The sequence below is a fragment of the Modestobacter sp. SYSU DS0657 genome (genome assembly GCF_054050925.1).
The window spans coordinates 18,583-40,332 of sequence record NZ_JBJHAG010000036.1; the positions used below are offsets into that span (position 1 = coordinate 18,583).

The window sequence follows — 21,750 nt, forward strand, 5'->3', positions numbered from 1 at the left end:
CCCCGGCGGGCGGTACGGCGATGTCCCTGCCATGGGGCAAAGTGACCGCCATGAGCCCGGACGGCGCCGCGCCGCCGACGGACCTGCTGGCGCAGGCGGTCGACGCGATGCCCCGGCCGCTGTTCGCGCTGGACGACGAGTGGCGGTTCAGCTACGTCAACCCGGCCGGCGCCCGGTTGCTGCAGCGGCGGGTCGAGGACCTGGTGGGCCGGGTGATCTGGGCGGAGTTCCCGGAGGGCGTCGGCAGCGAGTTCGCACGGCACTACGAGCACGTGGCACGCACCGGTGAGCCGGTCGGCTTCGAGGCCTGGTACCCGCCGCTGCGCACCTGGTTCCGGGTGGACGCCTTCCGCGCTGCCGGCGGGCTCGTGGTCACCTACGACGACGTGACCGAGCGGCGGGCGGCGGAGCAGGCCCGGGCCGAGGCGGTCGCGGCCCGCGAGGAGGAGGCCGAGCGCGCCGCCGGGGCCGCGCACGCCGCCGAGCTGGCCGGCCGGCACCTCATGCTGCTCGGCGACGTCAGCCAGGCGATGACCGGCACGCTGGACGCCGGCGAGGCGGTGCAGCGCCTCGCGGAGCTGATCGTGCCGGCGCTGGCCGACTGGTGCCTGGTCAGCGTGGTCGAGGACGGCGTCCGCCGGGACGTCGGACGTGCCCACCGCGACCCGGCCATGCTGCCGTACGTGCACCGGTACGCCGACCTGCGCGCCCGCACCAACCAGGCGACCGCGCCGGTGCCCACCGCGCTGCGCGACGGCCGGCCGGTGGTCATCCAGGGGATCGAGGCCCAGCAGGTGGTGGCGATGACCACCCCGGCGGCCCGGGAGGCCCTGGCGCCGCTGCGGGTGCACTCGGTGGCGACGTTCCCGCTGATCGCCCGGGGCGAGCTGTTCGGCGCCGTCACCCTCGTCACCGGTCCGGAGCGGGGTGCGCTCACCGACGCCGAGCTGCGCACCGCCGACATCATGTCCCGGCGGGCCGGGCTCGCCCTGGACAACGCCCGGCTGGCGACGGCGCAGACCCGGGTGGCCGAGCGGCTGCAGCGCAGCCTGCTGTCCCCGCCGGTGCAGCCCGACGCCCTGGAGCTGGCGGTCCGCTACCGGCCGGCGGCCCGGGACGTCTCCATCGGCGGCGACTGGTACGACTCCTTCCTCCAGCCCGACGGCGCGACCGTCCTGGTCATCGGCGACGTGATGGGCCACGACCTGGAGGCGGCCGCGACGATGGCCGAGCTGCGCACCCTGGTGCGGGCCATCGCCTACGACCGGCAGACCGGCCCGGGGGAGGTGCTGCGGCGGGTCGACCGGGCCGTCGTCGGCCTGGACGTCGCCTCCCTGGCCACCGCGCTGGTCGCCCGGATCGAGACCGACGACGCCGACCGGGCCGCCGGCGCGCGCCGGCTGCGCTGGGCCGTCGCCGGGCACCCGATGCCGCTGCTGGTGCTCCCCGACGGCACGGTGACCGACCTCGACGCGCCGGTGGGCCCGCCGCTGGGCCTGGGGCTGGACGGCGCCCGCGGCGAGGGGGTCACCGCGCTGCCGCCGGGCAGCACCCTGCTGTTGTTCACCGACGGCCTGTTCGAGCGGCGGACCAGCGACCTGGACGCCGGCCGGGACCGGCTGCGCGCGGTGGCGTCCCGGCTGGCGGGGGAACCGCTGGAGCGGCTCTGCGACCGGCTGCTGGGGGAGCTGCTGGCCGACGGCGCCGAGGACGACGTCGCGGTGCTGGCGGTGCGCTGCCACCCGGTGGACGCGCCGCGCCCGCTGGCGGCCGCACCGCGGGCACTGGCGGACGCCGTCCCCCCGCCGGACTGATCCGGGTCAGCGGTCCGACGCTGCGGCCGACCGGACCGCCTCGGCGATCGCGGCCACCCCGTCGGCCGACCAGATGATCGAGTCGTGGTCGGTGCCGGGCACCTCGCGGGCGCGGACGTGCGCGTCGGAGAGGTTCATCCCGGCCAGCCGCACCTCGTCGTAGAGGCCGGGCACCTCGCCGTCCATGCCGCGGGTGGCCCACAGCAGGGTGGCCGGCACCGGCAGGTCCGTGGTCGTCTCCAGCACCGCCTGGTTGCCGAACATGTCCGCGCCGTCGACCCGGACCGCCTCGTGCACCACCGAGCTGCGCAGCTCCGGCGGCTCACCGGTCAGGTCACGGGCGAGGAAGGCCCCCACCGCCGGGTCGTCGACCCACCGGCCGATGACCGGGTGGTCGGCCCAGAAGGCGCGGACTGCGGCGAGGTCGGCGAAGGGGCGGTCCAGCCGCTCCAGCGTCGGGCCGAGGAAGGCGGCCAGCATGTCGTCGGTGTCGGCGGCCGGGGGGACGGCGAAGGGGAGGCCGCCGTCGACGAGCACCAGGCCGTGCACGAGGTCGCGGGCCTGGCCGGCGGTGGCCAGGGTGGCGACGAAGCCGCCCATCGAGTGCCCGACCAGCACCGTGGCGTCGGCACCGGCCGCTCCGTCCGCGCCGAACCGCTCCAGCAGCGCGGTGACGTCGGCGGCGTGCGCGGACAGGCCGTAGGGGCCGGGCAGGCCGGCGCTCCCGGCCCGTCCGCGCAGGTCGGGGGCGACGACCTCGCACTCGCCGGCCAGCGCGGCGGCCACCGTCGTCCAGGTCGCCGCGTTGGAGGTGATCCCGTGCAGGAGCACCGCCAGCGGAGCGGCGGGCGCGTCGGCGGCCCAGTACAGCGCGGCCAGGTCACCGCCGGCCACCGGGACGGTGATCTCCTCAGGGGTGCGGACGTCGTACCTGCTGCTCCCGGTCGCGCTCATGTGATCACCCTGCCCCGGTGAGCGGCTGGTTGCACGTGGAACGGTGTCCTGCCGCGTCCGCCGTCAGTCGGCGTGGCTGAGCAGGTAGCGCCCGAAGTGCGGCACGGTGAAGGCGATCTGCCCCCGCTCGGCGGAGTAGACCAGGCCCTTCTTGATCAGCGAGTCGCGTGCCGGGGAGAGCGAGGCGGGCTTCCGGCCCAGCGCGGCGGCCACCTCGGCCGTCGCCACCGGGCTGCCCTGCGGCCCACCGAGCTCGGCCATCGCGTGCATGTACTCGCGTTCGGCCGGGGTGGCGCGGTCGTAGCGGGAGCCGAAGAAGCCGACGGCGAGCTCGGCCTCGGCGGCCGGAGCGGCCATGGCGACGTCGGCGGCGGTGACGGGGGAGGAGGCGGCGACGTCCCAGGTGACCTTGCCGTAGGCCTGCACGAAGTAGGGGTAGCCGTCGGCGGCGGCGTAGAGGGCGTCGAGCGCCTCTGGCTCGAAGGTGACGTCCTCCCGCTCGGCGGGGGCCAGCAGCGCCCGGTCGGCGGCGGGCCGGTCGAGCCGGTCGATCCGCAGGTAGCGGAAGAGCCGCTCGGAGTAGCTCTTGGACGCCGACAGCACGGCGGGCAGGTGGGGGAGCCCCGCCCCGACGACGATCAGCGGCGCCCCCTGCTGGGACAGCTCGTGGCAGGCCGCGCAGATCGCCGACACGTCCGGCGCCTGCACGTCCTGCATCTCGTCGATGAACAGCGCGATGCCCTTGCCGACGTCGGCGGCCAGGCCGGCGGCGTCGCTGAGCAGCTCGACCAGGTCGATCTCCATGTCCCCGGAGTCGGCGCGGCCGCTGGTGGCGGGGGCGTCGATCCCGGGCTGCCAGCGCTCGCGCACCTTGGCCGAGGCGTCCGACCCGCGGAGGGCGAACGCCTTGAGCACCCCCAGCACCGCCTCCATGGACTCCTGGTCGGGGTGCCGCAGCTCGCGCAGCGCCATGTGCAGCGCCGAGGAGACCGGCCGGCGCAGCGACTGGTCGGGCCGCGCCTCGATCTTCCCGGTGCCCCAGCCGCGGCTGATCGCCGCCGAACGCAGCTGGTTGAGCAGCACCGTCTTCCCGACCCCGCGCAGCCCGGTGAGCACGAGCGACCGCTCCGGTCGGCCGTGCGCGATCCGCTCGAGGACGACGTCGAAGGCGGAGAGCTCGGTGTCCCGCCCGGCCAGCTCGGGTGGGCGCTGGCCGGCGCCGGGGGCGTACGGGTTCCGCACGGGGTCCATGTCGAGCACCCTATGGCCTCGTATAGACCGAGCGGTAGAAACCGATAGACGAGGCCATGCAGCAGTGACTCGACCGTCGTCTGCCCGCGTCTAGCCCCATCACTAGACACGGCCAGACGACGGCAGAGCCGTCGACCTCCGATGACGCCGAAGGTAGCAGACTGGTCGAACGTGTGTTCGAATGAGTCGGGCGTCGCAGGGGGGAGTCGAAGTGACGAGTACTGTCTTCGGCTCTCTCGCGTCTGCGCTAGAGAGTGATAGACGAGGAGAGAGCCGGGTCTGCCGGCTCCGGGCGGCCGGTCGCCGCACCCCGGCGCCGCCACCAGTGGGCGCAGGTCAGGACGACGAGCGCCAGGGACAGCGGCACGAGGGCCAGCAGCAGGGTCCGGCCGTCGCCGAGGCCGGCCGCGCCCACGCTCGCCCCCACCGCGACGTGCAGCACGGTGCCCGGCGTCAGCCCGACGGCCGAGCCGAGGAGGTGGTCGCGCAGCCGCATGCCGGACAGGCCTCCGGCGTAGCTGACCAGGGTGAACGGCAACACGGGCGTCAGCCGGGCGACCAGCACCGCGACCGTGCCGCGGTCGGTGAGCAGCGCGTCGGCCCGGGCCAGCCGTGGCCCGGCGAGCCGGGTGACCGCCTCGCGGCCCAGCAGCCGGGCCAGGGTGAAGCCGGCGAGGGCGCCGAGCACCCCGCTGGTCAGCGCCAGGGCGAGGCCGCCCCAGAACCCGGCGAGCACCCCGGCCAGCACCGACAGCGCGGTCCGCGGCACGGGGGCCAGCGTGGCCAGCGCCGAACCGGCGAGCAGGCCCGCCCACCCGGCGGGGCCGGCGTCGTCCAGCCAGCCGCGCACCTCGCCCACCCCAGGCACGTCGACGGCGAGGCCGGCGCCGAGCAGCAGCAGCACGACCAGCAGTGCGGCCCGTCCGGCGGCGGGTGCCGGCACGCGGCGGCGTCGGGCCTGTTCGGTCATCGTCCACCCAGTGTGCCGCCTGCCGCTGTCTGTGCCTCTCTACGGCAGACGCGAGACTGCACTAGACCATCGAAGAGGGCCTGGCGTCGAGCCGCGGGCGCTAGCGTGCCGACGTGGCAATGATCGGGAAGTTCGCCGTCCGTGTCGTCGTGCTCGCGGCGATCATCTACGCAGTCACCCGGCTCGTCGACGGGATCGAGGTGATCGGCAACCCCACCGGGTTCTTCGGCGAGACCGGCACGTACCTCTGGGTGGCGCTGCTGTTCGCGCTGGTCAACTCCATCGTGGGGCCGATCGTCCGGCTGCTCGCGCTGCCGTTCGTGATCCTCACGCTCGGGTTGTTCCTGCTGGTGATCAACGCCGCCATGCTCGGGCTGACCGCGCTGATCTCCGACCGGTTCAGCGTGGAGAGCTTCTGGGCGGCGCTCGTCGGTGGCTTCCTGATCGCGCTGTTCAGCTGGATCGCCGAGCTGATCCTGCCGCTGAAGGTCCGCGCCGGCTGAGCTCCCCGGCGTGCCGCGCCGGGCTCGCCGGTGTACGTGCGGCCCGGGGCGGCGGCCACTAGCGTGGCCGGACATGGTCCGCCGCGGCTCCTCCTCCGACGTGGGCGCCGACATGGCCGCCCTCGAGGCCGCCCAGGAGGAGAAGCGCCGCCTGCTCGACCGGGCGGCCGAGACCGCCGGCGGGCTGGTCACGACCGCGCAGCCGGCGGCCGGCCAGGCCCCGCTCGGCCCGGTCGACGCCGCGGCGCTGCTGCACCGCTTCTACGCCGGTGAGCCGGCCGCCGAGATCGTCGGGCACGACCCCGCCGACCTCGCGGCGCTCGCCGTGGCCCACCTCCGGCTGGCCGCCACCCGGCCGGCGGGCACCGCCACCGTCGACGTCCACCGCACCGCCGGGGGGCGGGCCGTGCTGCGGGTGGTCGTGGACGACATGCCCTACCTGGTCGACTCGGTCACCGCGGAGGTCGTCCGCCAGGGCGTGGCCGTGGAGCACGTCGTCCACCCGGTCGTCGTGGTCCGCCGGGACCCCGACGGTGAGCTGACCGAGTTCTGCGACAGCGCCGATGCCGCCGCCTGCGGTGCGGACGCGACCGCCGAGTCGTGGATGGCCGTGGTGCTCGCCGGCCAGGTCGACGACGAGGCCGCCGCCGACCTGGTCGCGGGGCTGGCCGGCGTGCTCGCCGACGTCCGGCGGGCCCACGAGGACGCCGCGGCGCTGGCCGACCGCGCCCGCCAGGTGGCCGGCGCCCTGGACCGGCTTCCCGGCGACCCGGCCGACGACCCTGCCGGGCACCCCGCCGACGACCCGGCCGAGGCCGCCGCCCTGCTGCGCTGGCTGGCCGACGGCACGTTCCTCTTCCTCGGCGCCCGCACCGTGGAGCTGATGGGGGAGGACGCGACCCCCGAGGTGGTGCCCGGCTCGGAGCTCGGCGTGCTGCGCAGCTCCCCGGACCGGGCCACCTCCGTCGCCCCGGCCGCGCTGGCCGCCCGCGGCGGCACCGGTCACCGGGTGCTGGTCACCAAGGGCGACGCCCGGTCGACCGTGCAGCGCCCGGCCTGGCTGGACCTCGTCGTCGTCGACCTGCCCAGCGACACCCCCGGCAGCCGGGCACGCCAGCACCTGCTGGTCGGCCTGTTCCCCACCGAGGCCTACGCCAGCAGCGTCCGCGACGTGCCGCTGGTGCGCCGCACCGCCGAGGCCGTCCTCGCCGGCTCCGGCGTCCCGGCCGACAGCCACTCCGGCAAGGAGCTGCTCGACGTCCTGGAGAGCTACCCGCGCGACGAGCTGCTCCAGGTCGACGTCGACGAGCTGCTGCCGGTCGCCCTGGCCGTGCTGCACCTGCGCGAGCGCCGGCAGACCCGGCTGTTCCTGCGCCGCGACCCGTTCGGCCGGTTCTTCTCCGCGCTGGTCTACCTGCCCCGCGACCGCTACACCACCGCCGTCCGGCTGGCGATGCAGCAGCTGCTGCTGGAGCACCTGGGCGGCACGACGGTGGAGTTCACCGTCCGGTCCAGCGAGTCGGTGCTCACCCGGCTGCACTTCGTCGTGCGGGTGCCGGTCAGCCGGCGCGGGCTGCCCCGGCTGCCCGACGTCGACGTGCCGGCCCTGGAGGCGGCGCTGGCCGGGGCCGCCCGCAGCTGGACCGACGACCTGGCCGACGCGCTGGCCGCCCGCCACGGCGACGACGCGCCGCGGTTGCTCGCCCGGGTCGCCGACGCCTTCCCCGCCGCCTACCAGGAGGACTTCCCGGCCGCGGTCGCCGTCGACGACCTGGCCCGGCTGGACCGGCTCGGGCCCGGGGAGATGGATCTGCGGTTGCGGGCCCCCCGTGACCCGGCCGAGGGGGAACGGCGGCTGACGATCTACCGGGTGGGGGACCGGCTGCTGCTGTCCGACGTCCTGCCGGTGCTGCAGCACATGGGCGTCGACGTGCTCGACGAGCGGCCCTACGAGATCGACCGGATCGGCGCCCCGCTGGCCTGGGTCTACGACTTCGGGCTCGCCTCCCCGACCGACGAGGTGCCCTTCGTCGGCACGCTGCCGGAGCGGTTCACCGACGCGGTCACCGCGGTCTGGGCCGGTCGCACCGAGGACGACGGGCTCAACGCGCTGGTGCTGCGCGCCGGGCTCACCTGGCGCCAGGTGGCGGTGCTGCGCGCCTACGTGCAGTGGCTGCGCCAAGGTGGGCTGCCCTTCGGGCAGGGCTACGTCCAGCAGACCCTCGCCGCCCACCCCGGCATCGTCGCCCGGCTCGTCGCGCTCTTCGAGACCCGCTTCTCCCCCGACCGCGCAGCCGGGCGGGAGGCCCGCACCGAGGCGCTGGTCGGCTCGCTGACCGAGGCGATCGGCGAGGTGGCCTCGCTGGACGCCGACCGGGTGCTCACCGCGCTGCTCGCCGCCGTGCGGGCGACCCTGCGCACCACCGCCTACACCGCCGACGTCGTCGCCGGCCGTGCGCCGCTGGCGCTGAAGCTCGACCCGACCGGCGTCCCCGACCTGCCCGAGCCGCGGCCGGCCCGGGAGGTCTGGGTCAGCTCGCCGCGGGTGCTCGGGGTGCACCTGCGCTTCGGCGCCGTCGCCCGGGGTGGGCTGCGCTGGAGCGACCGCCGCGAGGACCTGCGCACCGAGGTGCTCGGCCTGGTCAAGGCGCAGACGGTGAAGAACACCGTCATCGTGCCCACGGGCGCCAAGGGCGGGTTCGTCCCCCTCCGGCCGCCGGCCGGTCCCGATCCCACCCGCCCCGCCTCGCGCGACGACGTGCTGGCCGAGGGGCAGGCCTGCTACCGGCTGTTCATCGGCGCCCTCCTCTCGCTCACCGACAACTACAGCTCGGCCGGGGTGGCCCCCGGCGAGGTCGTCCCACCCGAGCGGGTGGTCCGGTACGACGGCGACGACACCTATCTGGTGGTCGCGGCCGACAAGGGGACGGCGACCTTCTCCGACCTGGCCAACGCCGTGGCGATCGAGCGCGGTTACTGGCTCGGCGACGCCTTCGCCTCCGGCGGCTCGGTCGGCTACGACCACAAGGCCATGGGCATCACCGCCCGGGGCGCCTGGGAGTCGGTCACCCGGCACTTCCGCGAGCTCGGCGTCGACGTGCAGAGCCAGGAGGTCACCGTCGTCGGCATCGGCGACATGTCCGGCGACGTCTTCGGCAACGGCATGCTGCTGTCGGGGCACCTGCGGCTGGTCGCCGCCTTCGACCACCGGCACGTCTTCGTCGACCCGACGCCGGACGCCGCCGCGTCCTTCGCCGAGCGGCAGCGGCTGTTCGCCCTGCCCCGGTCCTCCTGGGCGGACTACGACCGGTCGCTGATCAGCCCGGGCGGTGGGGTGTGGCCGCGGACGGCGAAGGCGGTGCCGGTCTCCGCCCCGATGCGCGACGCGCTGGGCCTGGCTCCGGGCATCGAGTCGCTCAGCCCGGTGGAGCTGGTCCGCGCGGTGCTGCTGGCCCCGGTCGACCTGCTCTTCAACGGTGGCATCGGCACCTACGTGAAGGCCGCCACGGAGAGCGCCGCCGACGTCGGCGACAAGGCCAACGACGCCGTCCGGGTGGACGGCGGCCGGCTGCGGGTGCGGGTCGTGGGGGAGGGTGGCAACCTGGGCCTGACCCAGCGCGGCCGGATCGAGTACGCGCTGACCGGCGGGCGGCTGAACACCGACGCCATCGACAACTCCGCCGGGGTGGACACCTCCGACCGTGAGGTCAACATCAAGATCGCGCTGAACCGCGTGGTCGACGAGGGCTTGCTGGACGCCGGGGGACGGGCACGGCTGCTGGCCGAGATGACCGACGAGGTCGCGGCCGCCGTGCTCACCGACAACCACGCGCAGAACGCCACGCTGGCCGGCGAGGCGGCCGCCGCCCGCGGCCTGCTGGACGCCCACCAGCGCTACCTGCGCTGGCTGGAGCGCGCCGGCCGGCTGGACCGGGCGGTGGAGTTCCTGCCCGACGACCGGGCGATCGCCGAGCGCCGCCGCGACGGGCTGGCGCTCACCGGCCCCGAGCTGTCGGTGCTGCTGGCCTACGCCAAGATCGAGGCCGGCGACGCGGTGCTCGCCTCGGGGCTGCCCGACGACCCGGCGCTGGCCGGGCTGCTGTCGGACTACTTCCCCCGCCCGCTGCGGAGCCGGTTCGCCGCCGCGATCGCCGACCACCCGCTGCGCCGGGAGATCGTGGCGACCGTGCTCACCAACCGCACGGTGAACGTCGCCGGCGTCACGGGTGTGTTCCGGCTGGCCGAGGAGACCGGCGCGCCGCTGTCCGCCGTGGTCCGGGCGCACGCCGTCGCCCGGGCCGTCTTCGACGTCGACCGGCTGTGGGACGCGCCCCGGCAGCTGGACAACCGGGTGCCCGCGGCCACCCAGGTGCACGTCCGCACCGAGGCGACCCGGCTGGCCGAGCGGGCCACCCGCTGGCTGCTCCGGCTGCCCGGCCTGACCGCGGAGCCGGCGCCGTCGCTGCAGGAGGTCGTCGACCGGTTCGCCGGGCCGGTCGCGGAGGTCTGCGCGGGGCTGCCCGGGTGGCTGCTGGGCGCCGACGCCGCCGGCTACGCCGAGCGGGCCGCCGCCCTGCGCGCCGACGGGGTGTCCGCCGAGCTGGCCGCCGAGGTGGCCGTCGCGCCGCTGCTGCCGGCGGCGCTGGACCTCGCGGTGGTCGCCGAGTCGACGGGAGCGCCGATCGCGCTGGCCGCCCAGGTGGCCCAGTGCCTGGGGGAACGGCTGGGGCTGGTGCCGCTGCGGGAGCTGGTCATCGCGCTGCCCCGCAACCGGCGCTGGGACTCCATCGCCCGCACCTCGCTGCGCGACGACCTCGCCGCCGAGCAGGCCACGCTCACCGCCGACGTGCTGGGCCTGCGCCAGTCCGGCGACGAGCCCGCGGACGCGCTGGTCGGCCGGTGGGCCGACGCGTGGGACGTCGCCCAGCAGCGGGCGGCGGTGCAGCTGGAGGAGCTGGCGACCGGGGATCGGCACGAGCTCGCCGAGCTGCTCGTCGCCGTCCGCACCCTGCGCGGCCTGCGCCGCCGGGCCGGCTGATCCGGGCCGGCTGACCCGGGCAGGCGTGGTCCGGCATCGGATGGGGCACAACCGGACGGTGAAGACCGTCGTCGTCGCCGTCCTCGGTGGCCTGCTGACCCTCGCCGGCATCGCCCTCCTCGTGCTGCCGGGCCCGGGCTTCGTGCTCGTCGCCGCGGGACTGGCGGTGCTCGCCACCCGCTTCTCCTGGGCGCGGAAGCCGCTGGACTACGCCAAGGAGAAGGCCCAGGAGGGCATCGAGGAGGTCGGGCGCAGCCCGTGGCGGGCCCTGGGCGCCGTGCTCGCCGCGCTCGTCCTGGTCGGGCTCGGCGTGCTCACCCTGATCGGGGTGGAGATCCCGTTCGCCAACGCCTTCACCGCCGTCGTGCTCATCCTGTCGGGCCTGTTCCTCGTCGGGACCGTGGTGTTCGCCCGGCACGAGGAGCACGTCCAGGTGGAGCGCGCGCACCGTCCGGCCGGCACCCCCGGTGACGGTGGCGCCTACCGGGCCGCGGCTCCCACCGCGGACTGATCCGCCCGGCACAGCGACGGCCGGTTGGCGCACCGGCGTCCGGACCACGCCGTCCGGCTGCGTCCGCAGGAGGGTTGAGCCGCCCCGGCTGATGTGGAGCCGCGCTGTGACGCGGCTCCACATCAGGTGGCCCGGCTCGACCCGCGCGACCGGCGGCTCGACCCGCGCCGCCTCAGAGGTCCGGACGGCGCAGGCCGTGGCCGGTGGCCTGCTCGAAGGCGTGCCCGACCTCCAGCACCCTTCGGTCGGCCCGCGGGGCGCCGACGATCTGCAGCCCCACCGGCAGGCCGTCGGCGGTGAACCCGCCGGGCACCGACAGCGCCGGGCAGCCGGTGGCCGAGATCAGCGTGCAGGAGCGCATCCAGCCCAGGTAGTCGTCGAACGCCACCCCGTTCACCGCGGTGGGGTACTCGACCTCCACCGGGAAGGGCAGCACCTGGGTGGTGGGGGCGAGCAGCACGTCGTACCGCTCGAAGAAGGCGACGACCCGCTCGTACAGCTTCGTGTGCGCCACCTCGGCGCGGCCGACGTCGGCGCCGGTGAGCTCCGCGCCCCGCGCGGCGTTCCAGCGGATCGTCTGCTTGAACGACTCCGGGCTGCGGCGCACCTGGTCGCCGAAGCTCGCCTCGAACAGCCAGGCCCGCAGCACGCCGAACACCTCGTCGGCGTCGCGCAGGTCCGGGCAGTCCTCGTCGACCGTTGCGCCGAGGGCGCGGAAGACGCCGAGCTGGGCCATGAGCACCTCGGTGATCGCCGGGTCGACCGGCACCCGGCCGCCCAGGTCGGGGGTCCAGGCGATGCGCAGGCCGGTCAGCTCCGTGGGCAGCGGTGCGGCGAACGGGTGGCCGGGGTCGGAGAGCGAGATCGGCACCCGCGGGTCGGGGCCGGCCAGCACCGACAGCTGCAGCGCGACGTCGGCGACGGTGCGGCCCATCGGCCCCTGCACCGACAGCTGCGACCAGCCGATCGGCGCCGGGTGGGTGGGCACCCGGCCCGGGGTGGTGCGCAGCCCCACGACGTTGCAGAAAGCCGCCGGGTTGCGCAGCGAGCCGCCCATGTCGCTGCCCTCGGCCAGCGGCACCAGCCCGGCCGCGAGCGCCGCGGCGGCGCCGCCGGAGGACCCGCCGGCCGACAACCCGTGCCGGTAGGGGTTGTGGGTGGCGCCGAACAGCGTGTTGAAGGTGTGGGAGCCGGCGGCGAACTCCGGCACGTTCGTCTTGCCCACCCGGATCGCACCGGCGGCCCGCAACCGGGCGACGGCGAGCTCGTCGCGGGCGGGCACGGTGTCGGCGTGCAGCGGCGAGCCCCACGTCGTCCGCATGCCCCCGGTCTGGTGGGTGTCCTTGTGCGCCACCGGCAGGCCGTGCAGCGGGCCGACCGGCTCCCCCGCGGCGAGCTGCGCGTCGGCGGCGTCGGCCGCGGCCCGGGCGCCCTCGGCGTCCAGCGTCACGATGGCGTTGAGCGCCGGGTTGAGCCGGTCGATCCGCGTCAGGTGGGCCTCGAGCAGCTCGCGGGCGCTGACCTGCCGGGCGCGGACCAGCGCCGCGAGCTCGGTGGCCGGTCGGGTGCACAGGTCGTCGCTCACCCCGGCGACGCTAGCCGGTATCTCAGCGCTGAGGAACCGTGCTCACCGGGTGACCGCGTCGGCCGGGACGACGAGGGTGAGCTGGCTGCCGCCGGCATGTTCCACGTGCAACCCGTTCCGGCGCAGCAGAGCCCGCAGCCGCACCACCGAGTCCGGCTCGGCCGTCGTCGTGGCCAGCAGCCGCGCCAGCCGGCCCTTGTGCGCCTTGTTGAAGTGGCTGACCACCGCCCGGGTGCCGTCCGGTCGCTCGCTGAGCACCTGGACGGTGACCGCGTCGGGCACGGGGGCCAGCTCGGCGTAGGCGCCCGAACGCAGGTCGACGACGAGCTCGTCGGTCGCGGTCAGCACGTCGGTGAGCACGGGCTTCCACAGCGACCGCAGGGTGGGCAGGCCGGGCAGTGCCGAGCCCGCCGACAGCCGGTAGGCCGGTACCCGGTCCCCGGCCCGGACGACGCCGAACAGCGCCGACCCCACGGCCAGGCGCGTCGCGGCCCGGGCCCGCTGGGCGCGGGTCAGCGACCGGACGTCCAACGCGTCGTAGAGCACGCCGGTGTAGCGCTCGATGGCCGGCATGGTCGGGCTGGTGCGCAGCGCGGCGTTGCGGGCGATCTCGTCGTCCTGCTTCGCCGACAGCCCGAGGGCGGCGCGGGCGGCCGGGACGTCGGCGGCGAGGGCGGTCAGCGCGTCGACCAGCTGCTCCCGGACCGGCGTCAGCTCAGGCGCGGTCAGCGCGTCCAGGTCGAGCGGCGGGCCGTCGCCACCGGTCTGCTTGGTCTCCGACGGGGGCAGCAGGACGAGCACGTCGTGCGACGGTACGGGGCGGCGGTGAGCGCCCGGGCACCCCGGTGGCAGGCTGTCGGCACGCCCGGAGCCGCGGCGCGCGCGGCGCTGCCCGGGGGCGCCGCGCCGTCGCGTCATCTAACGTCCTCTCGATCACTGCCGCGCGCGGTGCCAGGTGAGATCTGCAGGTCAGGAGGTGGAGACGGTGCTCGTGCTGGACAGCGCAGCCGTCTCCACCCGCGGCCCGCGCCCGGACAACCAGGACTCCGCGGTGGGTGGCCCGCTGCTGGTCGCGATCGCCGACGGCGTCGGTGGCAACGTCGGCGGGGCGGTGGCCTCCTCGCTGGTGGCCACCTGGCTCGCGCCGCTGGCGGTGGGCAGCACGGGGGAGGGCTCCGACGACCCGGTCCGGGTGGTGGCCAGCGCCAACGAGCGGATCCGGGCCGCCTACACCGAGCGCCCGCGGCTGCGCACGATGGCGACCACCCTCACCGCGGTGCACGCGGACGCCGAGGGGCTGGTGCTGCTGCACATCGGCGACTCCCGCGGCTACCTGCTCTCCGGCGGGGAGCTGCAGCAGGTGAGCACCGACCACACCCTGGTGCAGGCGCTCATCGATGCCGGCAGCCTCACCCCGGCCGAGGCCCGGGTGCACCCGCAGCGGTCGGCGGTCTACGCCGCGCTGCACGGGGCTGACGACGACGTCGCCGCCCTCGACGTGATCCGGCTGGACGCCGCCGCCGGTGACCGGGTCATGGTCTGCTCCGACGGCCTCTCCGACGTCGTCCCGCCCGACGTCATCGCCGGGCTGCTCGCCACCGGCACCCCCGCCGAGGCCGCGGCGGCGCTGCGGGACGCCGCGCTGGCCGGCCCGCCCACGGACAACATCACGGTGGTGGTCGCCGACGTGCGGGCGACCGAGGAACCCGTGCCGCAGCGGCTCTGCACGGTGGGAGCGGCGCAGGAGCTGCGTGAGGAGACCGCCGAGGCGCTGGAGGCCGACTGGCCGGGGCCGGTGCCGGTCGGGCTGGTCCAGCACCGCCCGCACTGACCCGCGGAGCTGCCGCGGCAGAGAGACACGGCCCGCTGCGGCAGCTCCGCGGCGCTCAGGGGGGCTCAGGGCCTCGTGTCGACGTCTTGGGCCGTCGGGCGCGGGTCCTGGTCGGACGGCGCGACGGCCGTCTCCGCGTCATCCGCTGCCACGACGTCCTCGTCGTCGCGCCGTCCGTCGTGGAGCCGGTCGTCGTCGAGTCGCGCGTCAGCGTCCGCGTCGTGCACCACGCCGGTGCGTGCGGCGTCGTCAGTGCCGGTGTCGTGCGCGACGCGGTTCTCGTGGCTCCCGGACTTCGCCAGGCCGCGAGCGAGCAGGTAGCCGATCGTCAGGTACGTGATGTAGCGGAGGGCGGACTCGGCCCCGAAGGGGTCCTCGCCCCCTCGGCCGTCGTCGTTGACGGCGAGCGCGGTGATGACGACGGCGAGCACGGCGCCCACGTAGGCGAGGAACTCGGTCGTCCGCAGCGCGGACTTCGTCTCGGTGCTCGGGCGGAGGTGCACCGCCTGGGCAGACGGGTTCCTGGCGGTGTCGCGGTTCGCGGTGCCGTTCGCCTTCTGGCTGTTGCTCGGCTTGTTGCGCTTCTTCCGGCGCTGGTTGCGGGACATCCGCGGTCAGCTGCCGTGCTCGTCGTAGAAGTCGCGGCTGCCCGACTTGGCCAGACCGCGGGCCACCATGTAGCCGATGGTGAGGAAGGTGATGTAGCGGATGGCCTCGGAGGCGCCGAAGGGGTCGCCGCCGCCGTCCTCCCCGTCCCCGACGACGAGGGCGGTGATCACCACCGCCGCCACTGCGGCGACGTAGGCGTACAGCTCGGTGGTCTTGGTCGACGCCTTGGTCTCGGTGCTGAGACGGCGGTCGCGAGTGGTGCGCTGGGCGGTGTTCGCCACGGGGTTCTCCTGGAGGTGTGTCGAACGAGCACGCCGCCGGGTGCACACGTCGCAGCCGTGCCGCGAAGCGCCGATGCGGGCTCGTGGACGTGACGGGACGAGCGAGGGGTGACGTGCTCGTCGCTCGCCGATCGGCGACGCACGGATGCCGGGGTCCACGCTGCTGGGACTGGCCAGGAACCATTCCTACGGCACCTGCGGCCCGCCGGCCACTCGGGTGAGCCACGGCGAGATCCAGCTGGAGCTCATGCACGTGCCGTCCTGACGGGCCTCAGTCGGCGAGGTCGACGACCACCGGGGCGTGGTCGCTGGCGCCCTTGCCCTTGCGCTCCTCGCGGTCGATCCGGGCGTCGCTGACCCGGCGGGCCAGTGCGGGGGAGCCGAGCACGAAGTCGATGCGCATGCCCTCGCGGCGCGGGAAGCGCAGCTGCGTGTAGTCCCAGTACGTGTAGACGCCGGGCCCCGGGGTGTACGGCCGGACGACGTCGGTGAACCCGGCCTCGACCACCCCGCGGAAGGCCGCCCGCTCGGGCTCGGAGACGTGCGTGGAGTGGCTGAACACCGAGATGTCCCAGACGTCGTCGTCCTGCGGGGCGATGTTCCAGTCGCCGACCAGCGCCACCTGCGCGTCGGCGTCGTCGGTCAGCCAGCCGCCGGCGCTGACCCGCAGGGCCTCCAGCCACTCCAGCTTGTACTGCAGGTGCGGGTCGGTCAGCGTGCGGCCGTTGGGCACGTAGAGGCTCCACACCCGCACCCCGCCGCAGGTGGCGCCCAGGGCGCGGGCCTCGGCGGCCGGCTCGGCGCCCTCCTTGGCCCACGAGGGCATCCCCGGGAAGCCGACCTCGACATCGGTCAGCCCCACCCGGGACAGCAGCGCCACACCGTTCCACTGCGAGTAGCCCACGTGGGCCACCTCGTAGCCCAGCGCGCGGAAGCGTTCCTCGGGGAACTGCTCGTCCTTGCACTTGGTCTCCTGCAGTGCCAGGACGTCGACGTCGCTGCGCTGCAGCCAGGCCTCCACCCGGTCGACTCGGCTGCGGATGGAGTTCACGTTCCAGGTCGCCAGGCGCACGGGGACCGAGCCTAGGCGCGGTCCCCGAGGGGCTCAGGCCTGGGGGAGCGGGGTCAGCTGGGTGTCCTGGCGGGCCTGCTGGCGGGCGCGCATCCGCTCGCGGCTCTCCACGAACTTGGTCGCCTGGGCGTCCAGCCCGGCCATGAACTGCGCGAGCTCCTCGCGGGCCTGCTCGCCGGCGGGTCCGAGGTTGGTCCGCTCGAACACCTTCCAGGCGCGCAGCACCGGGGAGATGACCTCGTCGTGGTGCAGGCGCAGGTCGTAGATCCCGGCCTTGGCGATGATCACCGAGTTCTTGCGGAAGCCGGCCATGGTGGCGCCGGGCATCTCGAAGCGCATGACCTCGTCGGCGACCGCCCGCATGGTGGCGTCGGGGTCGATCTCGAACGCCGCGGAGACGATGTTCCGGTAGAAGACCATGTGCAGGTTCTCGTCCTTGGCGATCCGGGCGAGCAGCTTGTCCGCGATCGGGTCGCCGGTGGCCTTGCCGGTGTTCCGGTGGCTCACCCGGGTGGCGAGCTCCTGGAAGGAGACGTAGGCGACGGTCTCCAGCGCGGTCTTGTCGCCGGAGTCGTAGCCGGAGGTCATGTAGTCCATCCGGGCCCGCTCGAGCTCCACCGGGTCGACGCCGCGGGTGACGACGAGGTAGTCGCGCAGGGCGATGCCGTGCCGGTTCTCCTCCGCCGTCCAGCGGCCCACCCAGGTGCCCCAGGCGCCGTCCCGGCCGAACTGGGTGGCGATCTCCCGGTGGTAGCTGGGCAGGTTGTCCTCGGTGAGCAGGTTGGTGAACATCGCCGCCTTGGCGGTCTCGTCCAGCTTCGACTGCTCCGGCGACCAGTCCTCGCCGCCGAGGAAGGCGAAGTCGCGCCCCTGCGACCAGGGGACGTAGTCGTGCGGGTGCCACTCCTGGGCCAGGCCGAGGTGGCGGTTGAGGTTCTCCTCCACGACGGACTCGAGCTCGATGAGCAGTGCTGCCTGTGCGGTGGTCTGCGGCACGGGTCCTCCCGGGAAGTGACCTACGGTCTCGTAACCTACGCAACCGTAACAACGGGCGCGGCGGCTGGCGTTCCTCCGACTACCCGCCATCGGGCCGGCGCAGTCCGCGCCTCTGCGCGTGTTCACCACCGCGTCCCCCGCTTCGCCGCTGACCGTGATCATGCGCGGACGCACCGTCGATGCTGGCGGCCCGGACGGGTGATCCGCGGTCGCAGCCGGGGCACGGCACGCGCCTCCGGTGGGAGCATGGGCGGGATGACCGGGTGCTGCGAGGGGACGACGGCTGCGTGAGCGACGACCCATCGGGCTCCGCCCGCACCTCCGGGCCGCCTCCGCCCACCGGTGCCACCGCGGCCGGTCGCCGTGGCCGGTACGCCGACCGCGGCTTCGGCTCCGCGCTGGGGCTCACCGTCGTCGGCGCCGTCCTGCCGGGCACGGCGCTGGTGGCCGGTGGCCGCCGCCGCCTGGGCGCCGCCGTGCTCGTCGTCTTCGGGCTGCTGATGGCCGCGCTGGTGTGGCTGGGCCTGGGCGGCTGGCGGGACGCCGTCCGGGTGGCCGTGGACTCCACCGCACTCGCCTGGGTGGTCGTGGGGCTGGTCGCGCTCGCGGTCGCGTGGGCGCTGATGGTGGTCGCCGGCTGGCTGGTGCTGCGCCCCCGCCGGCTGCGCCCCTGGCAGCAGGCCGTGGGAGCCGCGGTCGTCCTGGCCCTGTGCGCGGGGATCGCCTGGCCCACCTACCAGGCGGTGGGCGCGACCCTGGCCCAGCGCGACCTGGTCGACACGGTGTTCGCCGACCGGGAGAGCGCCACGGTCACCGACCCGGTGGACGACGAGCACCCCTTCGGCGACCGGGAGGAGGTCAACATCCTCCTGCTCGGTGGCGACGGCGGGGAGGGGCGCGAGGGGGTGCGCACCGACACCGTCATCGTGGCGAACATCCAGACCCGCACCGGGGAGACGACGCTGTTCAGCCTCCCCCGCAACCTCCAGGACCTGCCCTTCCCGGAGGACAGCCCGCTGCACGACGTCTGGCCCGACGGGTTCGACGTCGGCAGCGAGGGCGAGAGCCTGCTCAACGCGGTCTACCGCAACGGGCCGGCCTGGTACCCCGACATCCTGGGCCCGACCGACGACCTCGGCGCGGACATGCTCAAGCTGGGCGTCGGCGAGGCGCTGGGCCTGCACATCGACTACTTCGTGCTGGTCAACCTCGAGGGGTTCAGCCGGCTGGTCGACGCCCTCGGGGGCATCACCGTGGACGTGAACTACTGGGTGCCGATCAACGGCATCGTCGGCCAGGAGCTCCCCGACGACTACATCGCGCCGGGCCCCGACCAGCACATGGACGGCGTCCGTGCGCTGGACTTCGCCCGGGGTCGCTACGGGCTGTCGGACTACCAGCGGATGGACCGCCAGCGTTGCGTCATCGACGCGATCGTCGAGGCCGCCGACCCGGTGACCCTGCTGTCCCGGTACCGGGAGCTGGCCGCGACCACCCAGGACATCGTCTCCACCGACATCCCGCAGTCGCTGCTGGACGACGTCGTCGACCTGGCCTTCCTGGTGCAGGGCACCGAGATCCGCAGCGTCGTCTTCGACGACACGGTGATCACCCCGGCCTACCCCGACTACGACCGCATCCGCTCGCTGGTGCAGCAGGCGCTGCAGCCCCCCTCGGACGGCGACGCGGCGGCCGGGACCACCGCGCCGCCGGCCGACGCCGCGCAGCCGGCCCCCTCGAGCTCGACGGCCCAGTCGGGCGCACCGGCAGAGCCCACGCCGGCCGACCCGGCCGCCGAGGTCACCGACGCCTGCGCCTACGACCCGGTCCAGGCCCAGGAGGCGCTGGACGAGGGCAAGCCGCCGACCAAGCGCGGCTGAGCGTCAGAGCCGGTCGAAGGGCGCGGCGTACCGGAAGGTGCCCGCGGGCGTGGCCGGCCCCAGCAGGCGGGCCTGGAAGTGCTCGCCCCACCCCGGGTCGGGGGCGGTCACGGCCAGCTCGGTGGCCGGGCGGAAACTGAAGCGGCCGTAGTAGGCAGGGTCGCCCAGCAGCGCCACCAGCCGCTCGCCGCACGCCTCGGCCGCCGCCAGCACCGCGTGCACCAGCGCCGTCCCGACGCCGCGCCGCTGCGCGGCGGGCAGCACGCCCAGCGGACCGAGCCCCAGCGCCGGGACGGCGAGGGGCTCGAGCCGGCCGCGGGTCGCCAGCACGTGCCCGAGGACCCGGTCGCCGTCGACCGCGACCAGCGACAGGTGTGGGAGGAAGCCGGGGTCCGCGCGGAGCTCGTCGACCAGACGGGCCTCGGGCACCTCGGCGCCGTCCGGCAGCCCGGGCGCGGCGAAGGCCGCCCGGTGCACCTGCCGGACCTGCTCGGCGTCGGTCGGCTGCTCGCGGCGGACGATCACGTCGGCATGCTGCCCCCGCGCCCCGGGTGTCCGCACCCGGTTTCTGCCGGCCGGGCCCTCAGGCGGTGGCGAGGTCGCGGCGGCGGAACGCGCCCAGGCCGATCACCGTCAGCGCCGCGGTGACCGCCAGCAGCCCGGCCACCGGCGCGGTCGACCAGGGCTCGACCGGCATGGCCGGCGTCCAGGCCAGCGGCGAGAGGTCGGCGACCCAGCCGGGCCAGTCGAAGGACTCGGCGAACAGCGTGACGACGGCGACCAGGCCGAAGGCGGCCCACGCCGCGGGCAGCGCCGGCTCGGGCGCCAGCCCCACCAGGGCGACGGCGACCGCCACGAGCACCCAGACGCCGGCGGTGTGCGCGAGCGCGGCCCCGAGCACCCGGACGAGGTCGCCGGCGTCCCCGGTGGAGGCCGCGCGGGCCGCGCCCGTGCCGAGCCCGCCCAGCGCCAGCAGCACGACCGTCCCGGCGAGCGCGACGAGCACGTGCCCGCCGAGCCAGCGGCTCCGCGAGGTGGCGGTCGCCAGCACCGGCTCGGCGCGCCCGGCGGTCTCCTCCGCGCGGGCCCGCAGCGCCGCGGCGACGCCGTAGGCGGCCACCAGCAGCGCGGTCGTGGTGAGCGCGACGCCGAGGAAGGCGTCGACCAGGCCGGCGGCCGAGGCGTCGGGCAGGAAGGCGGCGACGTCGGGGTTGTCGGCCAGCAGCGTCTCCACGGACTCGGCGAGGGCGCCGTAGACCGCCCCCAGCAGGGTCACCCCGACCGCCCAGCCCAGCAACGCGCCGCGGTGCAGCCGCCAGGTCAGCCCCAGCGGCGAGAGCAGCGACCGCGGGGCCACCGCGGCCGCGGGGCGGGGTTGCACCAGCCCGGCGCCGAGGTCGCGCCGGTCCAGCACCTGGGTGGCCGCGGCCAGCGCTGCCACGCCTGCGGCGACGCTCAGCAGCAGCGGCCACCAGCGGCCGCCGGACCAGGGGTGGCTGGCCTGGGCCCATCCCACCGGGGACGCCCAGGACAGGCCGTTGCCCTCGACGTCGCCGATCGCCCGCAGCACGAGCGACACGCCCAGCAGGGCGCCCACCAGCCCGTACACCCCGCGGGCGGTGGAGACGACCTGGGCAGCCAGTGCGGTGAGCCCGGCGAAGGCCAGCCCGGTCGCCGTCGCGGATGCGCCCAGCACGAAGGCCCCGAGCGCGGGGAGCCCGCTGGCGGTCGCCCCCACGCCGATCGCGGCTCCCAGCGCGGCGCTGGCGAGCGCGGCGACCCCGGCCGCCGCAGCCAGCGGGGCGTGCCGACCGATCCGGGTCGACCGGACCAGCTCGGTGCGCCCGAGCTCCTCGTCGGCGCGGGTGTGCCGCACGGTGGTGAACATGACCATCAGCACCGCGACGACGGCCAGGGGTGTCGCCATCTCGAAGGCGACCGTGCCCGCGATCGTGTCCAGGCCCACCGGCGGGCCGGCGAGGGCGATGGACGCGGCGTTGCTGCCCACGGAGGCCCGGTAGGCGGCCAGCGAGCCGGGGGAGTCGTAGGTCGACTGGGCGGCGGCGGACTGCACGACCACCAGCAGGGCGCCGCCGGTCACCCAGACGGGCAGCCGGAGCCGGTCCCTTCGGAGCGCGAACCGCAGAAGCGCGCCGGTGCCGGTCAGCGAGGGGCGGGCGGTCACCGCGCGCCGTCCGCGGTGGTGGCCGCCTGGTCGTAGTGCCGGAGGAACAGCTCCTCCAGGGTGGGCGGCGCGCTGTGCAGGGACCGCAGCCCGGCCTCGCTCAGGCAGCGCACCGCGGCGTCCAGCGCGGGGGGGGGGGGGGGGGGGGGGGGGGGGGGGGGGGGGGGGGGGGGGGGGGGGGGGGGGGGGGGGGGGGGCGGGCGCGCCGGGGGGGGGCCCGCCCCCCCCCCGCCGCGCGCCGCCCGCGCGTCCGCCGCGCCCCCGATGCCG

At 75.7% G+C, this 21,750-nt stretch carries 17 protein-coding genes; 6 read left to right on the forward strand and 11 right to left on the reverse strand.

Annotated elements, in window-relative coordinates:
- The first annotated feature begins 50 nt into the window (after positions 1-50).
- Positions 51-1,814: a SpoIIE family protein phosphatase gene (locus ACI79A_RS17890; RefSeq protein ID WP_457085107.1), complete on the forward strand. Its 1,764-nt coding sequence runs from the start codon at positions 51-53 to the stop codon at positions 1,812-1,814.
- A 6-nt stretch (positions 1,815-1,820) separates the two neighbouring features.
- On the opposite strand, the gene ACI79A_RS17895 is transcribed toward ACI79A_RS17890, so the two are convergent.
- The 3 genes from ACI79A_RS17895 to ACI79A_RS17905 form a co-directional block, all read right to left on the reverse strand.
- Positions 1,821-2,768 carry an alpha/beta fold hydrolase gene (locus ACI79A_RS17895; protein ID WP_457085108.1) on the reverse strand — a complete coding sequence of 316 codons (948 nt, stop codon included), beginning with the start codon at positions 2,766-2,768 and terminating at the stop codon, positions 1,821-1,823.
- A gap of 63 nt (positions 2,769-2,831) precedes the next feature.
- On the reverse strand, positions 2,832-4,019 hold the full coding sequence (locus ACI79A_RS17900) for an AAA family ATPase (RefSeq protein ID WP_457085109.1): 1,188 nt from the start codon (positions 4,017-4,019) through the stop codon (positions 2,832-2,834).
- A gap of 247 nt (positions 4,020-4,266) precedes the next feature.
- Positions 4,267-4,989, reverse strand: coding sequence for a TVP38/TMEM64 family protein (locus tag ACI79A_RS17905; RefSeq protein WP_457085110.1), 723 nt, complete (start codon positions 4,987-4,989; stop codon positions 4,267-4,269).
- A 119-nt stretch (positions 4,990-5,108) separates the two neighbouring features.
- Between ACI79A_RS17905 and ACI79A_RS17910 the strand changes: the two genes are divergently transcribed.
- The 3 genes from ACI79A_RS17910 (at position 5,109) to ACI79A_RS17920 (ending at position 11,041) form a co-directional block, all read left to right on the forward strand.
- Entirely contained in the window at positions 5,109-5,492 is a 384-nt protein-coding gene (locus ACI79A_RS17910; RefSeq protein WP_457085123.1) for a phage holin family protein, read from the forward strand.
- Positions 5,493-5,565: 73 nt separating this feature from the next.
- Positions 5,566-10,530 (forward strand): NAD-glutamate dehydrogenase, encoded by a 4,965-nt coding sequence (locus tag ACI79A_RS17915; RefSeq protein WP_457085111.1) that lies wholly within the window; start codon positions 5,566-5,568, stop codon positions 10,528-10,530.
- 58 nt (positions 10,531-10,588) lie between these two features.
- The gene (locus ACI79A_RS17920) at positions 10,589-11,041 is read left to right on the forward strand and encodes a PGPGW domain-containing protein (RefSeq protein ID WP_457085112.1); all 453 of its coding nucleotides are present in this window, start codon (positions 10,589-10,591) and stop codon (positions 11,039-11,041) included.
- A 172-nt stretch (positions 11,042-11,213) separates the two neighbouring features.
- On the opposite strand, the gene ACI79A_RS17925 is transcribed toward ACI79A_RS17920, so the two are convergent.
- Both ACI79A_RS17925 and yaaA read right to left on the reverse strand, forming a co-directional pair.
- Complete coding sequence (locus ACI79A_RS17925; protein WP_457085113.1) at positions 11,214-12,626, reverse strand: amidase; 1,413 nt, start codon at positions 12,624-12,626, stop codon at positions 11,214-11,216.
- A gap of 42 nt (positions 12,627-12,668) precedes the next feature.
- The gene (gene yaaA, locus ACI79A_RS17930) at positions 12,669-13,427 is read right to left on the reverse strand and encodes a peroxide stress protein YaaA (protein ID WP_457085114.1); all 759 of its coding nucleotides are present in this window, start codon (positions 13,425-13,427) and stop codon (positions 12,669-12,671) included.
- Positions 13,428-13,581: 154 nt separating this feature from the next.
- On the opposite strand from yaaA, the gene ACI79A_RS17935 reads away from it, so the two are divergent.
- Positions 13,582-14,457: a PP2C family protein-serine/threonine phosphatase gene (locus ACI79A_RS17935; RefSeq protein ID WP_457085115.1), complete on the forward strand. Its 876-nt coding sequence runs from the start codon at positions 13,582-13,584 to the stop codon at positions 14,455-14,457.
- A 65-nt stretch (positions 14,458-14,522) separates the two neighbouring features.
- Here ACI79A_RS17935 and ACI79A_RS17940 read toward each other — a convergent pair whose 3' ends face one another.
- From ACI79A_RS17940 to ACI79A_RS17955, 4 genes are all read right to left on the reverse strand, one after another.
- A complete protein-coding gene (locus ACI79A_RS17940; protein WP_457085116.1) occupies positions 14,523-15,065 on the reverse strand; it encodes a hypothetical protein in 543 nt (180 codons plus the stop codon).
- Between the two features lie 6 nt (positions 15,066-15,071).
- A complete protein-coding gene (locus ACI79A_RS17945) occupies positions 15,072-15,347 on the reverse strand; it encodes a hypothetical protein (RefSeq protein WP_457085117.1) in 276 nt (91 codons plus the stop codon).
- A gap of 271 nt (positions 15,348-15,618) precedes the next feature.
- Positions 15,619-16,419, reverse strand: coding sequence for an exodeoxyribonuclease III (locus ACI79A_RS17950; RefSeq protein ID WP_457085118.1), 801 nt, complete (start codon positions 16,417-16,419; stop codon positions 15,619-15,621).
- A 33-nt stretch (positions 16,420-16,452) separates the two neighbouring features.
- Positions 16,453-17,415 carry an acyl-ACP desaturase gene (locus ACI79A_RS17955; protein ID WP_457085119.1) on the reverse strand — a complete coding sequence of 321 codons (963 nt, stop codon included), beginning with the start codon at positions 17,413-17,415 and terminating at the stop codon, positions 16,453-16,455.
- A gap of 287 nt (positions 17,416-17,702) precedes the next feature.
- Between ACI79A_RS17955 and ACI79A_RS17960 the strand changes: the two genes are divergently transcribed.
- On the forward strand, positions 17,703-19,295 hold the full coding sequence (locus ACI79A_RS17960) for an LCP family glycopolymer transferase (protein ID WP_457085120.1): 1,593 nt from the start codon (positions 17,703-17,705) through the stop codon (positions 19,293-19,295).
- 3 nt (positions 19,296-19,298) lie between these two features.
- On the opposite strand, the gene ACI79A_RS17965 is transcribed toward ACI79A_RS17960, so the two are convergent.
- Together ACI79A_RS17965 and ACI79A_RS17970 are read right to left on the reverse strand one after the other, a co-directional pair.
- Entirely contained in the window at positions 19,299-19,820 is a 522-nt protein-coding gene (locus tag ACI79A_RS17965) for a GNAT family N-acetyltransferase (RefSeq protein WP_457085121.1), read from the reverse strand.
- Positions 19,821-19,878: 58 nt separating this feature from the next.
- On the reverse strand, positions 19,879-21,480 hold the full coding sequence (locus ACI79A_RS17970) for an ABC transporter permease (protein WP_457085122.1): 1,602 nt from the start codon (positions 21,478-21,480) through the stop codon (positions 19,879-19,881).
- Positions 21,481-21,750 lie beyond the last annotated feature (270 nt).